This window comes from Egibacteraceae bacterium (genome assembly GCA_035540635.1).
GTDB lineage: Bacteria > Actinomycetota > Nitriliruptoria > Euzebyales > Egibacteraceae > DATLGH01.
Window position 1 is genome coordinate 23190 of the sequence record DATLGH010000068.1, and the last position, 16223, is coordinate 39412.

Here is a 16223-nt window from a genome sequence, read left to right on the forward strand (position 1 = left end):
GCTTCGCTGCCTGATGGCCTGGTTCGGGGCCATACCGCTTCGCTGCCTGATGGCCATCTACATCCCCCGGGTCTCGATGAACCTGGCGGCGGTGGTGGTGCCCACGAACCCGATCAGCGCGGTCACCACGGCCAGCGGCAGGAGCGTCGTGGTGCGCGTGGCGACCGCCGACAGCGCGAACCCCGTCACGATGATGGTGAGCAGCAGGTCGGTGGCGACAAGGCGGTCCGCGAACGAGCGGGCCTTGAGGATGTGCAGGACGCAGAGGACGGCGGCGACGGTGAGCCCGGCGGCTCCCAGGGCGGTGACGAAGGACATCATCGGGTTCCCTCCTCGACAGGGATGTGCGCCCCGGCGGGGAAGGCCGCCGCGGCGAGCGCGTAGAGGGCGAGCACGTCGGCGCGGACCCGGGCGGGGTCGTTGGCGTCGAGGTTGTGCACGGTGAGGGTGACGGCGTCGGGTGCGCGGGCGACGTCGAGCGTGAGCGTCCCCGGCGTGAGCGTCACCGCGTTCGCCACAACCGTCGCGACCGCGTCGCTGCAGGGCGGCAGGGCGACGTCCACGACGAGCGGGGTGATCGCCAGCCGCGGCGACATGACGCGGCGCAGGACCGACAGGTTCGCGGTGATGAGCATCCAGGCGAAGACGAGCCCCAGCCTGGCGAGCGCCAGCACGTTGACGCGGCCGGACGGGCGCGGCGCGAGCGTCGGGAACGCGAGCTGCGCACCGACGGCGACGATCCCGCCGGCGACGAACGTCGCGAGGCTCACATCGCCCCAGAGCGCCGCCCACATGAGCGCGAGGCCCGCCGTGCGCACGACCGCGCCGGCGAGGTCGGCGCGCGCCGGCAGCCGCGAGACGATGGCGCTCACCGCGCGCGCTCCGACACGGTCGTGACGGCGTCGACGTACACCGCGGGGTCGAGGAGGTCCTGCGCCGCCTCGACGCTGAACCGGTGGATGGCCTCGGCGTTGAACGCGATCGCCATGGACGCGGCGACGAGCAGCGACGTCGCGACGACCATCGGCTTCGGCACGCTGGGGCGGACGGTGCGCGTCGGGGCCGGCGCGGTGGCGACCGCGACGCCGCCGCTCTGCGGGCGCGTGCCGGGCGCGTCGGCCGGTGCGAGCGGCGACCCGTCCTCGGGCGGCTCGGGGGGCGTTCCCCAGAACGCGCCGGCCCAGATCTTCGCCATGGAGTACAGGGTGAGCACGGACACGACGAGGGCGGCGGTGACGACCGCGTAGTGGCCGCCCGCGAGCCCCGCCTCGAGCAGGGCGAGCTTTGCGACGAAGCCGGAGAACGGCGGCAACCCCGCAAGGGACAGGGCGGCCACGGCGAAGAACGCCGCGAGCAGGGGCGCCTGCCTGCCCACGCCGCCGAGCTCGTCGAGGCGGCTCGACCCCCACCCGTGCTCCACCGCCCCACCGACGCAGAACAGGGTGGTCTTCACGACGATGTGGTGGACGATGTAGATGATCGCCCCTGCGAGGCCGGCCACCGTGAACAGCCCCAGACCGAGGATCATGTAGCCGATCTGGCTCACGATGTGGAAGCTCAGGATGCGCTTGATGTCGTTCTGGGCGACGGCGCCGAGCACGCCGACGACCATCGTGGCGCCGGCGACGAACAGCAGGAGGGCGCTCGCCCGCCCGTCGGCGGGAGCGAACAGCAGCGTCTGCGTGCGGATGATGGCGTACACGCCGACCTTGGTGAGCAGGCCCGCGAACACCGCGGTGATGGGGCTCGGGGCCGTGGGGTAGGCGTCGGGCAGCCAGAAGAAGAGGGGGAACAGCCCCGCCTTGATCCCGAACGTGACGAGGAACAGCACGCCGACGCCGTTGCGGACCCCGGGCGGCAGGGTCGCGACCTTCTCGGCGAGGTCGGCGAACGCCACCGTCCCCGTCGACGCGTAGAGGAAGGCGACGCCCACGACGAACAGCGTCGAGGCGACGAGGTTGATGACGACGTAGGTCATGCCGGCGCGGATCTGGGCCTTCGTCGCGCCGAGCGTGAGCAGGACGTAGCTCGCGATGAGGAGGATCTCGAACGCGACGAACAGGTTGAACAGGTCGCCCGTGAGGAACGAGGCGGAGACCCCGGCCGCGAGGACGAGGTACACGGGGTGGAAGAACAGCCGCTCGACGTGCCCGGCGACGAGGCCGATCGAGTAGAGCAGCACGACGGCCACCATGACGGCGCTGACGGCGACCATCACCGCCGACAGGCGGTCGACGACGAAGGAGATGCCGTAGGGCGCCGGCCAGCCGCCGGCCTGCACGACGACGGTGCCCGAGACCGCGACGTGGCGCAGGACGGCGAGCGCGATCACCGCGCTCGTGGCCGTGACGCCGAGGGCCACGGCCCGCTGCACCTGCAGGCGGCCGTGGGCGAGAACCGTGACGGCCGCGCCGGCCAGCGGCAGGAGCATCGTCGCGAAGACGAGGATGCCCACGGGCGACGCCGGCACCCGCGTGGCCTCGCCGACGGCGGCGACCACGAGCGGGGTCACCTGACCGCCCTGTCGTCGACGGTGTCCCGGTCGTCGAACGCGGTCGCGTAGAGCATGCGCGCGACCCGCCGGTCCTCGACGTCGTCCTCGACCTCGTCGTCACCGGTCGTCGCGAAGCTGCGCCAGGCGAGTGCGAGCAGGAACGCCCCGACGCCGAAGGCGATGACGATGGCGGTGAGCGCGAGCGCCTGCGGCAGCGGGTCGGCGTAACGGGATAGGTCCCCGGGATCCTCGCCGACGATCGGCGGGCGACCGGCGCCCCCGCCGACCATGAGCAGCAGCAGGTTCGTGCCGTGACCGACGAGGCCCAGCCCGATGACGATGCGGGTCAGGGACCGTTGCAGCAGGAGGTAGGTCCCGAGGGCGAACAGGCCCCCGACGGCGATGGCGAGGACCCCGGTCACCGGCGCCGCCCCCCCGAGACGATCTCGCCGGAGACGGTCGGGGTCTCGTGCTCGGCGGTCGGGTCGGCGGCGCCCAGGGTGTCGAGCGCCTTGGCCACGAGCCCGATGACGATGAGCAGCACCCCGATGTCGAAGAACAGGGGAGTGGCGACCTTCACGTCGCCGAACAGCGGCGCGTGGAGGGTGACGGCGGCGGACTCGAGAACGTTGCGCCCGAGCAGCATCGGGATGACCGCGGTCGCCTGCGCGGTGAGCATGCCGACGCCGAGGAAGGTCAGCGGCCGCACGGGCAGGACGCCCCGCAGCGCCGGCGAGCCGCCGCTCGCATAGGTGAGCACGAGCGCCGCAGAGATCGTCAGCCCACCGACGAACCCCCCGCCCGGACGGTTGTGCCCGGCGGCGAGGAGCCACACCGCGAAGACCACGGCTGCGTGGAACACCGCGCGGGTGCACACGTCGAGGATGAGCGAGGGAGGGCTCTCGGTGCCCTCCCCGTCGAAGTCGCCCCGCGGGTCGCCCCACCGGTCGTCTCCCTGCGCCGTCATCGGGCGCCCGCCCGGGCCGACTCGTCGCTGCCATCCCCGCCCCGGCCGGGGCGCCCGGGTCGTCCGGGTGCGTCCCCGGCGGGAGCGCCGCGCCGGACGGCGCCGACGAGCGCGGCGATGCCGAGCCCGGCGACCGCGAGCACGGTGACCTCGCCGAGGGTGTCGAGACCGCGGAAGTCCACGAGTATCACGTTGACGACGTTGTGGCCGTTGGCCTCGGGCAGGCTCCGGGCGAGGTACTCGTGGGAGACCCCTTCCACCCGGCGCGCCGCCGCGGCAGTGAGCGCGAACACCGACACGAACGCCCCGACGGCGACGGACAGCCCGATGCGCAGAACCTGGCCCATCCGCCATCGGTAGGTGTGGAAACGCTCCGGCAGGTGCTTGAGCACGAGCACGAACACGAGCAGACCGAGGGTCTCGATCAGGAGCTGGGTGAAGGCGAGGTCGGGGGCGCCGTGGAGCGCGAACAGCGCGACGACCGCGTACCCGACGGCCCCGAGCGCGAGCACGGCGGCGAAGCGGCGGCGGGAGCGCACCGCGGCGACGCCGGCGGCCAGCGCGGCGGCGACGGCGACGACCTGCAGCGGGGAGTCGGCGAAGCGGGCGGTCGACAGCGCGGGGGGGCCTTCCATGAGGAAGGCCGTGGCCGGGGCGACGACGGCGACGAGCAGGATGACCCCGAGGTAGACCGGCAGCGAGCCCGACTGGGCGACGGCGGCGGTGCGGGCGGCGAGGATCCGCAATCCGGACAGCGTCGCGTTGTAGCCCTCGAGGGATCCCGGCGGGGACGGCAGCCGCTCCTGGAGCGCCTCGACCCGCCGGCGCGCGAGCACGAGGGCCAGGCCGCCGGCGACGGTCACCCCGGACAGCGCGAGTGGGAGGTTGAACCCGTGCCACAGCGCAAGGGGATGGGGGTGGGCGCCGGGGACGAGCGCCGCAGTCGCCGCCTCGACGAGCGGGCTGTCGAGGCGCGGCACGAGCCCGAAAGCCACGCTCAGCGCGGCGAGGACGCCGGCGGGGGCCCAGAAGGCGAGCGGCGCGGGGTGGGCCGGGGCCGGCTCACCCGCCAGGTCGGCGCGCGGCTTGTCGGCGAAGGCGCCCCAGCAGAAGCGGAAGCTGTAGGCGACGGTGAGCGCGCTGCCCGCGACGAGGCCCGCGAGCATCGCGACCGCCCCGGGGTCCCCGGCGTCGACGAGGGAGGAGAAGGCCGCCTCCTTGCCGACGAAGCCCGCAAGGGGCGGCAGCCCGGCCATCGACGCGGCAGCGACGCACCCGACGACCGCGACCGGGCGCAGCTCGCGGTGCAGACCGCTCAGGCGGCGGATGTCGCGCGTTCCCGCCTCGTGGTCGACGATGCCGGCGACGAGGAACAGGGTCGCCTTGAAAAGGGCGTGCGCCACTAGGACGGCCACCCCGGCGAACGTCGCGGTCTCGTTGCCGGTGCCGAACAGGGCGATGAGGAAGCCGAGCTGGCTGATGGTGCTGTAGGCGAGGATGAGCTTGAGGTCGTGCTGGCGCAGCGCCCGGTAGCCGCCGACGAGCATGGTCACGACCCCCACACCGATCACGACGGGCTGCCACAGCGGCGTGGCCACCGCGAACGCGGGGGCGAACCGCGCCGCGAGGTAGACCCCGGCCTTCACCATTGTGGCGGAGTGCAGGTAGGCCGAGACCGGCGTGGGCGCGGCCATGGCCCCAGGCAGCCACGAGTGGAACGGCACCTGCGCGGACTTCGTGAACACCCCGGCGAGCACGCAGAGCACCGCACCCGTGGCGAGGGCCCCCGTCGGAGGGTCCGCGAGGACCTCCGCCATCGACCACGTCCCCGCGAGCTGGGCGAGGACGATGAAGCCGCCGAGCATGGCGAGCGCGCCGGTGCTCGTGACGAGCAGCGCCTGGAGCGCGGCGGCCCGCGCGTGCTCGCTTGCGTGCTTGTGACCGATGAGGAGGTAGCTCGTGATGCTCGTGAGCTCCCAGAAGACGAACAGCGCGAGGAGGTTGTCGGAGACGACGAGCCCGAGCATCGCGCCGGCGAACGCCACGAGGGTGGCGGCGAACCGCCCGAGGCCGGCGACCGGGTCCTTCCCCGGCGCGTCTGCGGGGCCGCCGGCGAAGTAGGAGTGGGCGTAGAGGAAGACGAGGAGGCCCACGCCGGAGACGAGCAGCGCCATGAGCGCCCCGAACGCGTCGAGGCGCAGGCCCATGGTGAGCCCGAGGCTCGGCACCCACGCGACGGTCTCCTCGACGGTGCGGTGGCGGACGACGACGCCCGGCAGGACGGTGGCGAGCCACGCGAGCACGGCCGCGGGCGCCAGGGCGCACAGCAGGAGCGTCCGGCGGCCGTGACGGCGCAGGAGGAGGGCACCAGCCGCGGCGGCGAGGTGCGCGCCGAGCAGGGCTGTGAGCAAGCATGTGCTCCCGGGTCGGGGCTGGGACCTGCGGGTCCCCAGCGGCGGGTGCGGGCCGGGAACCGGCTACCGCGTCAAGGCGCCCAGTATGCCTTCGCCCGCGACGCGGCTGACTCAGCAGCCCGCCCCGCCGGCCCGGGTCAGAACAGCCCGTACTGCACGAACGCCGGGGCGAAGATGAGCGCCACGACGGTCATCACCTTGATGAGGATGTTCATAGCAGGCCCGGAGGTGTCCTTGAACGGGTCGCCGACCGTGTCGCCGACGACGGCGGCCTTGTGCGGGTCGGAGCCCTTGCCGCCGTGGTGGCCGGCCTCGATGTACTTCTTCGCGTTGTCCCACGCGCCCCCGGCGTTGGCCATGTAGATCGCGATCGCGAAGCCGGTGACGAGCACGCCGGCGAGCAGCCCCCCGAGGGCGTCGACGGACAGGAAGCCGACGGCGAGGGGCACGACGACGGCGAGCGAGCCGGGGACCACCATCTCCCTCAGCGCCGCACCGGTGGAGATGTCGACGCACTTGGCGTACTCCGGCACGACGCCCACCCTGCCCTCGCGCAGACCGGGGATGTCGCGGAACTGCCGGCGCACCTCCTCGATCATCTGGTTGGCCGCCCGGCCGACGGCGTTCATGGTGAGCGCGGCGAACAGGAACGGCAGCATCGCCCCGATGAACAGCCCGACGAAGACGTCGACGTCGCCGATCGACAGGTTGATCTCGCCGCCGGCGGCCCGCACCGACTCCTGGAACGACACGAACAGGGCGAGGGCGGTGAGCACCGCGGAGCCGATCGCGAACCCCTTCGCGACGGCCGCCGTCGTGTTGCCGAGGGCGTCGAGCTCGTCGGTGACCTCGCGGACCCTCGGGTCGAGGTGGGCCATCTCGGCGATGCCGCCGGCGTTGTCGGCGATCGGCCCGTAGGCGTCGGTGGCCACGACGACGCCGAGGGTCGCGAGCATGCCGATGCCGGAGATCGCCACCCCGTAGATGCCGCTGTTCGTGAGCTCCGGCAGGGCGAACTCCGCACCGGCGTAGGCGGCGCTGATGGCGATGACGACGAGGACCACCGAGCCCATGACCGAGATCTTGCCAGTGGAGATCCCCGCGAGGATCGTGGTCGCCGAGCCCGTCTCGCTCGAGGCGGCGATGTTCTTCACCGGGGAGAAGTGGTCGGAGGTGTAGTACTCGCAGAGCTTGCCGATCGCCAGGCCGGCGAGCAGGCCGGCGACGACCGCGAGCCCGAAGCCCCACCAGCGGGCCGTGATGTCCCCGAACAGCCAGAAGGCGAGGAGGAACGCGAGCACGACGGTCGCGGCGGCGGCGACGTTCGTCCCGCGGTGCAGGGCGCGCGACAGGTCACGTCCGCTCGCGTCGGGACCGGTGTTCACGGTGAACGCCCCGACTATGGCGGCGAGCATGCCGAAGGCGGCGATGGCGAGTGGGTAGAGCAGGGCGGCGTTCTGGAACCCCGCGGGCACGCCCGCGACCCCGTCGGCGAACGCGAACCCCGCGAGCGCGATCGGCGCGATGAGCGAGCCGGCGTAGGACTCGAACAGGTCGGCGCCCATGCCGGCAACGTCGCCGACGTTGTCACCGACGTTGTCGGCGATGGTAGCCGGGTTGCGCGGGTCGTCCTCGGGGATGCCCGCCTCGACCTTGCCGACGAGGTCGGCCCCGACGTCGGCCGCCTTCGTGTAGATCCCGCCGCCGATGCGGGCGAACAGCGCGATGGACGACGCGCCGAGCGAGTAGGTCGTCACCACCTGGATCGGGTTCTCGATGGTGAGGACGTCGACGAAGACGATGTAGGCGCCCGCCACGCCGAGCAGGGAAAGGCCCGCGACCGCGAACCCCATGACCGCTCCGCCGCGGAAGGCGAGCGGCAGGGCGAGCTGGGGGCCGGTCTTGGCCGCCTCCGCCGTCCGGGCGTTCGCCATGGTCGCCACGGTCATGCCGACGAAGCCGGCGAGCGCGCTGAACGCCGCGCCGACGAGGTAGGCCACGGCGGCGAGCGGCCCGTTGTCGAGCAGGAGCGCGATGAGGACCGCGAGGACCACCACGAAGATTGCCACGGCCCTGTACTCACGGCGCAGGAAGGCCCGGGAGCCCTCCTGGATGGCGTCCATCAGCGCGACCATGCGCTCGTCGCCGGGGCTGGCTTTCTTGACCACGCCGAAGAAGAAGAACCCCAGGCCGAGGCCGGCGAGGGCGGTGACGACGCTGATCAGCGGTATTGCGTCGAGGGCATCCATGGGCGGGTCGGTTGCTCCGAGCTCGGGGTACGGGCGTGTGGCACGCGACGGGGCCGGGCAGGCGTAACCCGGCCGCCCGACCAGCCGGGGCGCGGGCACAGGCGGCCTCGCCTCGGGGCGGGGGGTTCACCGGCGAGTGTATTCAGCGGGCGGGCGCCGCCACAAAACCCGCGGGAGGGGTGCGCTGCGGTGTCGCAGGCGGTTGCTACCGTCATTGTCATGTCCGCCTTCCTGCACCGCACCCGGGAGCTGCGCGAGGCCGCCGAGGCCGCCCTCGCCCCGGCCGCCACCCGCTCGCGCGACTCACGGGGGCGCCGCCGTCCGGAGGACCCCGACCCCCACCGCACGTGCTTCGAGCGCGACCGGGACCGGATCCTGCACTCGAAGGCCTTCCGCCGGCTCAAGCGGAAGACCCAGGTCTTCGTCGAGCCGACGGGGGACCACTACGTCACCCGGCTCACCCACACGCTGCAGGTGACGCAGATCGCCCGGGCGCTCGCCGCGGGGCTCGGCCTGAACGAGCCGCTCGCCGAGGCGATCGCCCTGGGTCACGACGTCGGCCATCCTCCGTTCGGCCACACCGGCGAGGAGGCGCTGTCGCCCTACGTCGAGGGGGGCTGGCACCACGCGGCGCAGAGCGTGCGCATCTACGAGGTGCTCGAGGACGCCAACCTCACGTGGGAGGTCCGCGACGGCATCCGCGCGCACTCGTGGAAGGTCACCCCGCCGCCGGCCACCGCCGAGGGCGCCTGCGTGCGTTTCGCCGACCGCATCGCCTACCTGTCCCACGACGCGCTCGACGCCGTGCGCGCCGGCGTGCTGGCGGAGCGTGACCTCCCCGCGGCGGCCCGCGCGCACCTCGGCCGGCCCGGCAGCGAGTGGGTCGGCACGATGGTCCGGTCGGTGATCGCCCACAGCGTGGAGGCCGGCCGGCTCGCCATGGACCCGCGCACCGCCGGAACAATGGACGAGCTGCGGGAGTTCATGTTCGTGCGCGTCTACCACGCGCCGCGCACCAGGGAGCAGCGCGAGGCCGTGAGCACGGTTGTCCGCGACCTCGTCGAGCACCATCTCGCCCGGCCGGACGCGATCCCCGCCAGCTACCGCGACGCCGCCTCCGACCCGCTCACGCAGACCGTCGACTACGTAGCCGGCATGACCGACCGCTACGCCCTCGCCCTGCACGCCCGCCTCGTCAACCGCTAGGGTCGGCGGCCAGGGCCGTCGCCGTCTCCGGCGTCCGTTGACGCCGGCCGGCGGCGCGAGCGGGTACGGTGGGCGCGGCCACCAGCCACCGTCCGGAGGGACGCAGAGCACCAATGGCCAAGAACCTCGTCATCGTCGAGTCGCCGACCAAGGCGAAGACCATTGAGAAGTACCTGGGCAGCGACTACCAGGTGCTCGCCTCCTATGGTCACGTCCGCGACCTCCCGCGCAGCGACTTCGCCGTCGAGGTCGACGACGGCGACGTCCGGCTCGTCTACGAGGTTCCCGCCGGTTCCACGAAGCACGTGAGCGCGATCAAGAAGGCCGCCCGGTCCGCCGAGCACGTCTTCCTCGCCACCGACCTCGACCGCGAGGGCGAGGCCATCGCCTGGCACGTCGCCGAGGTGGCCGGCATCAACACCGACGAGGCGAACCGGGTGGTGTTCGCCGAGATCACCCCCGACGCGATCGTCTCGTCGTTCGCGCAGCCGCGCCGCATCGACGGTCACCTCGTCGACGCGCAGCAGGCCCGGCGCGCGGTGGACCGGATCGTCGGCTACCGGCTGTCCCCGACATTGTGGCGCAACGTCGCGAGCGGCATCTCCGCGGGGCGCGTGCAGTCGGTGGCCCTGCGGATGATCTGCGATCGCGAGGACGCGATCCGCGCGTTCGTGCCGGTCGAGTACTGGTCGGTCCACGGCGACTTCAGCCGGGAGCGGCAGCGGTTCGCGACGACCCTCCACCGGGTCGACGGCCAGCGGGTCACCACGCCGAAGCACATGGCGGAGCGGGAGGAGAAGGGCACCGACGACCGCTACCTGCTCATCGGCGACGAGCAGGCGGCGGAGGGGCTGCTCGCCCGCGCCCGCGAGTCGGCCACCTGGACCGTCGCCGACACCACCCGCAAGGAGGTCAGGCGCAACCCGGCGCCGCCCTTCACCACCTCGACGCTCCAGCAGGAGGCGGCGCGCAAGCTCGGGTTCGGCGCGGCGAAGACGATGCGCGTCGCCCAGCAGCTCTACGAGGGTGTGAACATCGGCCGGGAGACGGTGGGCCTCATCACCTACCACCGGACCGACTCGCTGAACCTGTCGAACACCGCGCTCGGCGAGATCGCCGCCCACGTGCGGTCGGCCTACGGCGAGCGCTACGCCATCCCCGAGCCCCGCCGCTACAAGGGCAGGAGCAAGGGCGCGCAGGAGGCGCACGAGGCCATCCGCCCAACCTCGGTGAAGCGCCTGCCGGCCCAGCTCGCCGGCCGCCTCGACCGCGACCAGCTCGCGCTGTACGAGCTCGTGTGGAAGCGCACCGTCGCCACGCAGATGGCTCCCGCGGTGTTCGACTCGCTGCGTGCGGACCTCGTGAGCGCCGACGGCACCCTGCGGTTCCGCGCCACCGGGCAGGTGCTGAAGTTCGACGGCTTCATCACCCTCTACCAGGAGGGTCGCGACGACGACGCGCCCGAGGACGAGCAGGCCCCGACCGACCGGCTGCCCGACCTCGCCGACGGCCAGACCCTGACGCTCGCGGACGTGCGCGGGGAGCAGCACTTCACCGAGCCGCCCCCCCGCTACACCGAGGCGAGCCTCGTGAAGACCCTCGAGGCGGAGGGGATCGGCCGCCCGTCGACGTACGCCTCGATCATCGGCGTGCTGCTCGCACGGGAGTACGTGCGCCTCGACTCGCGCCGGTTCTTCCCCACGCCGCTCGGCGAGGTCGTGGTCGCCTACTTGAAGCAGCACTTCTCCGAGGTCGTCGACACCGGCTTCACCGCGCGGATGGAGGAGGAGCTCGACGAGATCGCCCGTGGCGAGGAGCGCTGGGAGCCGATGGTCTCCGAGTTCCTCACCGAGGTCGACGACTGGATCGCCGAGCGCAAGCCCGAGCGCCCCCGGATCCCCATCGAGGGGGCGCAGTGCCCGGAGTGCGGCGAGTCGATGGAGAAGGTGTTCAGCGGCAAGTCCCGCCAGTGGTTCGCCTCTTGTCACCGCTGGCCGGACTGCAAGGGGACCCTGCCGCTGGACGCCTACGGCAACATCACCACCGTCGAGGAGCTCAAGCCGGATCCCGACGTGCCGTGCCCGGAGTGCGGCAAGGGAACGATCCGCCGGGAGGGGCGCTTCGGGCCCTTCTACGGCTGCCAGGACTACCCGAACTGCAAGGGCATCGTGAACGTCCAGCAGCGCATCGGCTTCCCCTGCCCGAAGTGCGGCAAGGGCCACCTCGTCGAGCGCAAGTCCCGGTACGGCAAGCCGTTCTACGGCTGCAACCGCTATCCCGACTGCGAGTTCGCCCTCTGGACCACTCCGCTCGCGCAGCCGTGCCCGCAGTGCGGCGGGCCGATGAAGCCGCCGCGCAAGAACGCGAAGAACCCGACCGCCATCTGCGCGAACTGCGACGCGCGGGTCGAGGTCGACGCCGACCCGCCGCGGGTCGTCACGGAGGAGTTCGTCCCGGGGCGCCGCCCCGCGGCCGTGCCCGGCTGACGGGCCCTACCCGCCCGATCGTCCCGGCGCCCGCACGACGCCGAGCAGGCCGGTGCCCTCTCCGCCGTCCGGGGCGACCGCGCGGATTTCGGGCACCGGCGCGTCGGCGCGGGTCCGCGAGGCGCCCGCGACCTTCGCCGCTCCGCCGCCGAGCCGCACGGCGAGCTCCGGCACGTGCGTGCTGACCCAGCCCCAGACCCTGTTCACGACCGGCTCGCCGATGCGGCGCACGGCGTTCAGCGCGAACGGGTCCCCCTCGAGCCGCCACACGGTCGCGGGCTGGCCGGTCGCGTCGGTGAGCAGGCGCCGCAGCGCGGGCGCGTCGACGCATCCGACGTGGGGGGCGTAACCGGACCACCCGCCGAGGTAGCCGGTCTCGTCGGGGGTGGAGACGACGAGCAGCCCGCCCGGCGCCACCCGTGCGTACACCGCGGCGAGGAAGCCGGGCTGGTCGACCGGGCGGAGGTGCTCGATGACCTCCATCGCGGTGACGAGCCCGAACGCCCCGACAGCGACGTCGTCGAGGTCGGCGTACACCGCCGCGTCGGGAAAGGCCGTGGCGGCCACCTCTCGGACCCGGGCGTCGTGGTCGGTGAGGTGCAGCCCCGCCCCGAGGAAGTCGGCCATCCAGGCCGCCAGGGCCCCCACCCCGCTGCCGACGTCGAGGACGGGCCCGTCCACCCCGGCGGCGAGGGCCAGCTCGGCCGCGGCGAGGTAGTGCGCGACGTGGCGGACGACCGAGCGATGGCTGCCGTGCATGCCGACGTCGCCGCCCTCGGCGTTCACGTATGCCGCACCGCGGGTGCGGGCGGCCCGGTCGAGGAACAGACACGCCCCCCGCACCGCGGCGTCGAGGTCGCGGAGCGGCGGGCGCAGCTCGGGGGGAGGCGACGTCGTCACGGCCGGGCACCTTATACGAGACACCTGGCGTTACGCTGCTGCCGCACCCTCCCGGTGCGTCGGCGCGCGAAGGGGTAGGACGATCAGCGAGGAGCCGCAGGGGCAGGACGCAGCGGCGAGCGAGGACCTCGTGCTCGGCCGGGAGCAGCTCTCGGCCTACCGAGCCCTGATGCGCAACCGCAACTACCGCCTGTGGTTCCTGTCGTCGCTGGGGTCGAGCCTCGGCGACTGGGTCGGCCTGTTCTCCCTTCAGGTCCTCGTCATCTCGCTCGCCGAGCCGGGGTCGCGCATCGCGCTGTTCGGGCTCGGCGGCGTCATGATGGCCCGGCTGCTGCCGAGCGTGCTGTTCGGCCCCGTCGCCGGGGTGCTCGCCGACCGCTACGACCGGCGCCGGCTCATGGTCGCCGCCGACGCGCTGCGCGGCGCCCTCTACCTCGGGATCGCCTTCTCGGGCGAGCTGCTCACGTTGTTCGCGCTCGCCTTCCTCGTCGAGTGCCTGTCGCTCGTCTACATCTCCTCGAAGATGGCGGTGCTGCCGGGCATCGTCAAGCGCCGGGAGCTCACCCAGGCGAATCAGCTCGCCCTGTTCGTCACCTACGGGCCGCTGCCGCTCGGCGCGCTCCTGCCGACGCTCACCGTCGGGCTGGCGGCGCTCGTGCAGCGCGTCGGCGGCCCCACCATGGCGCCGCCGCGGCTGGCGCTGCTGCTCACGGTGGTCGGTTTCTGGGCGGCGGGAACGCTCATCTTCCGGATGCGCCTGCCGGCGCCGGGGCGGCCCGCGGGCACGCGCGACGACGACGCCAAGGGCATCGTCGCCGAGCTGCGGGCGGGGCTCGAATTCATCCGCGACCTGCCCCTCATCCGCTCGCTCATCACGGGGGTCGTGGGGGTGTTCTTCGGGGCCGGCGTCGTCGTCACGCTGGGTCCCGAGTTCGTCCGCAGCACGCTGGGCCGCTCGGAGACGGACTGGTTCACGCTGATGACGTTCGTGGGCACCGGGCTCCTCGTCGGCATCGCCGCCGTCCCGGCGCTCACCGGCCGCTTCCGCGAGGAGCGGCTGTTCCCCGTCTTCCTCGCCGCCACGGCGGGAATGGCGATCATCGTCGCGCTGCTCGACAACTTCGGCCGGACCCTGGCCGCCGGGGCCGTGCTCGGTGCGTCGGCGGGACTCGCCGTCGTCGTCGGCTACACGCTCCTGCTGCGTCACACCCCCGACGAGGTGCGGGGCAAGACGTTCGCCACGTTCTTCACCGCCAGCCGCATCGCGATGTTCGCCGCGCTCGGCCTTGCACCCTTCCTCGCCGGCGCGATCGGGGTGTTCACCGTCGGCGCCGGCGGCCGGTTCATCAGCGTGTCCGGGGTGCGGGTGACGATCCTCGCCGGGGGCATCGTCGCGCTCTACGCGGCGTTGCGCGGGGGCAGCGGCATGTACCGGGCGCTGCGCATGCAGGACGCCGCCGACGCCGGGACGCCGATGCGACTCCACCTCCAGTCGCGCGAGCAGTCACCGAGGACCGGGCTGTTCATCTCCCTCGAGGGCGGGGAGGGATCGGGCAAGTCGACGCAGCTGCGCGCCCTCGTGGCGGCGCTCGAGCAGGAGGGGCACGACGTGGTCGCCACACGCGAGCCCGGCGGGCCGCCGGTGTCCGAGCGCATCCGCGAGGTGCTGCTCGATCCCGCCACGGGCACCATGGACGCGCGCACGGAGGCGCTGCTCTACGCGGCGGCCCGCGCCGAGCACGTCCGGCGCGTCATCCGCCCGGCGCTTGCCGCCGGTAAGACGGTGGTGTGCGACCGCTTCCTGGACTCGTCGGTCGCCTACCAGGGGGTTGCCCGGGGCCTCGGTGAGGACGTCGTCTACGAGATCAACAAGTGGGCGACCGACGGGGTCGAACCCGACGTCGTCGTGCTGCTCGACATCGACGCCGAGGAGGGGCTGCGGCGTGTCGGCGCGCGCGCCGGACGCGACGGCCGCGACGGCCGCGATGACGGGGCGGACCGCATCGAGCGGGAGGACGCCCGCTTCCACGCCCGGGTGGCCGACGGCTTCCGCACGCTCGCGCAGCGCCATCCGGACCGGATCATCGTCGTCGACGCGCGCGGCGACGCCGACACGGTGACCCGGCGCGTGCGTGAGGCGCTGCGACCGTGGCTGTCCTCGCCCGACAGCGGCCGCGCGGCACGCGCGGCCGACGTGGTCGACCGCCAGTCCGGCGGCGCGGGCCGGTGACGGTGCCCCCGCGGCGCTAGGGTCGCGGTGTCGGACGAGGGAGGTGTGCGGTGGAGGCCGCTGCGGCGACTGATCTGTGGGCGGCGACCGGTCAGACTCGTGCCGCCGAGGCGCTGCGCGCCGCCGTGGCCGGCGGCGAGATGGCGCACGCCTGGGCGTTCACCGGCCCTGCCGGCGTCGGTCAGGAGCAGGCCGGCCGGGCGCTCGCCGCGGCACTCAACTGCCCGCGGACCACGTCCGGGCGGCCCTGCGGCGCGTGCGACGTGTGCAGCCGCTGCGCGCGCGGCGCGTACCCGGCCCTGTGGGAGTTCGCGCCGGCGGGGCGCGAGCACCGCGTCGACGACGTGCGCGGGCAGTGGCTTCGTGCGGCCTCGCGCTCGGCGGTCGAGGGGGACTGGAAGGTGCTCCGCATCGCAGAGGCGGACCGGATGAACGAGGCTGCGGCCAACGCCTTCCTCAAGGGGCTCGAGGAGCCCCCCGCGCGCACGGTGTGGGTGCTCGACGTCGCGGACCCCGACGAGCTGCCCGACACGATCCTGTCGCGCTGCCGCCCGGTGCGGTTCGTCCCGTGGGGGCCGGACGAGCTCGACGTCCAGGCCCGGCGTCTCGGCCTCGCCGACGACCGCGATCGCGCCCTCGCGGTGCGTGCCGCGCTCGGGCTGCCCGCGCGCCTGACCCGCTTCGCCGCCGAGGGCGGCCTCGACGACCTCCGCACGCACCGCGAGATCCTGGGCGGTCTGCGGGAACGGGGCCCCGGCTACGCCCTCCTCGCCGCGCGGGCGATCGACGAGGAGGTCAAGCGGCGCACCACCGCACTGAAGACGGAGTCGAAGGCTGAGCGCGCCGCGCTCGCCGAGCTCTACGGCGAGCAGCTGCCCCGCGGGGTGGTCAGGCAGCTCGACGAGCGTGTGGCCCGCCAGGAACGCGAGGCGCGCACCGCGGTGGTGCAGGCGGCCCTCGACGACCTCCTCGCTCGGCTGCGCGACGCGGTCCTCGTCGCCGCCGGTTGGGATCCCGCTACCGCCGTCCACGCGGACGCACCCGACGGCCTGCGCGCGGACGCCGATGCGCTCGGGCTCCCCGGGCTGCTGCGGGCGTGCGACCTCGTCGCGGCGACGCGTGAGCACCTCGAGCTCAACGTCCAGCAAGGCCTCGCCCTCGAGGCGCTGTTCCTCGACCTGTCCGCGATCGTGCTGGAGAACGCGCGGGGCTGAGGCGTGCCGCCGTAGGGCGCACGAAGCGGTGCCGCACCCCCCGCACGACGATGCGCTCTATGC

The 16223-nt window shown here is 73.5% G+C and carries 12 protein-coding genes; 4 read left to right on the top strand and 8 right to left on the bottom strand.

What is annotated here, in order from left to right:
- Positions 1 to 57 precede the first annotated feature (57 nt).
- From VM324_11665 to VM324_11695, 7 genes are all read right to left on the bottom strand, one after another.
- A complete protein-coding gene (locus VM324_11665; protein HVL99938.1) occupies positions 58 to 321 on the bottom strand; it encodes a monovalent cation/H+ antiporter complex subunit F in 264 nt (87 codons plus the stop codon).
- On the bottom strand, positions 318 to 872 hold the full coding sequence (locus VM324_11670) for a Na+/H+ antiporter subunit E (protein HVL99939.1): 555 nt from the start codon (positions 870 to 872) through the stop codon (positions 318 to 320). Before VM324_11670 ends, VM324_11665 begins: the two co-directional genes overlap by 4 nt.
- Complete coding sequence (locus VM324_11675) at positions 869 to 2512, bottom strand: Na+/H+ antiporter subunit D (GenBank protein ID HVL99940.1); 1644 nt, start codon at positions 2510 to 2512, stop codon at positions 869 to 871. The genes VM324_11670 and VM324_11675 overlap by 4 nt, the downstream gene beginning before the upstream one ends.
- Entirely contained in the window at positions 2509 to 2916 is a 408-nt protein-coding gene (locus tag VM324_11680) for a Na(+)/H(+) antiporter subunit C (protein ID HVL99941.1), read from the bottom strand. Before VM324_11680 ends, VM324_11675 begins: the two co-directional genes overlap by 4 nt.
- The gene (locus VM324_11685; GenBank protein ID HVL99942.1) at positions 2913 to 3461 is read right to left on the bottom strand and encodes an MnhB domain-containing protein; all 549 of its coding nucleotides are present in this window, start codon (positions 3459 to 3461) and stop codon (positions 2913 to 2915) included. The genes VM324_11680 and VM324_11685 overlap by 4 nt, the downstream gene beginning before the upstream one ends.
- Positions 3458 to 5872 (bottom strand): hydrogen gas-evolving membrane-bound hydrogenase subunit E, encoded by a 2415-nt coding sequence (mbhE, locus tag VM324_11690; GenBank protein ID HVL99943.1) that lies wholly within the window; start codon positions 5870 to 5872, stop codon positions 3458 to 3460. Before mbhE ends, VM324_11685 begins: the two co-directional genes overlap by 4 nt.
- 140 nt (positions 5873 to 6012) lie before the next feature.
- The gene (locus VM324_11695; protein HVL99944.1) at positions 6013 to 8124 is read right to left on the bottom strand and encodes a sodium-translocating pyrophosphatase; all 2112 of its coding nucleotides are present in this window, start codon (positions 8122 to 8124) and stop codon (positions 6013 to 6015) included.
- Between the two features lie 219 nt (positions 8125 to 8343).
- Here VM324_11695 and VM324_11700 point away from each other — a divergent pair, with 219 nt between their 5' ends.
- Both VM324_11700 and topA read left to right on the top strand, forming a co-directional pair.
- A complete protein-coding gene (locus VM324_11700; GenBank protein ID HVL99945.1) occupies positions 8344 to 9330 on the top strand; it encodes an HD domain-containing protein in 987 nt (328 codons plus the stop codon).
- Positions 9331 to 9443: 113 nt separating this feature from the next.
- Complete coding sequence (topA, locus tag VM324_11705; GenBank protein HVL99946.1) at positions 9444 to 11816, top strand: type I DNA topoisomerase; 2373 nt, start codon at positions 9444 to 9446, stop codon at positions 11814 to 11816.
- 6 nt (positions 11817 to 11822) lie between these two features.
- Here the strand turns inward: topA and VM324_11710 are convergent, their stop codons facing one another.
- On the bottom strand, positions 11823 to 12716 hold the full coding sequence (locus VM324_11710; protein HVL99947.1) for a class I SAM-dependent methyltransferase: 894 nt from the start codon (positions 12714 to 12716) through the stop codon (positions 11823 to 11825).
- Between the two features lie 130 nt (positions 12717 to 12846).
- On the opposite strand from VM324_11710, the gene tmk reads away from it, so the two are divergent.
- Positions 12847 to 14946 (top strand): dTMP kinase, encoded by a 2100-nt coding sequence (gene tmk / locus VM324_11715; protein HVL99948.1) that lies wholly within the window; start codon positions 12847 to 12849, stop codon positions 14944 to 14946.
- 50 nt (positions 14947 to 14996) lie between these two features.
- Complete coding sequence (locus tag VM324_11720) at positions 14997 to 16160, top strand: hypothetical protein (protein ID HVL99949.1); 1164 nt, start codon at positions 14997 to 14999, stop codon at positions 16158 to 16160.
- The last annotated feature ends 63 nt before the right edge of the window (positions 16161 to 16223 follow it).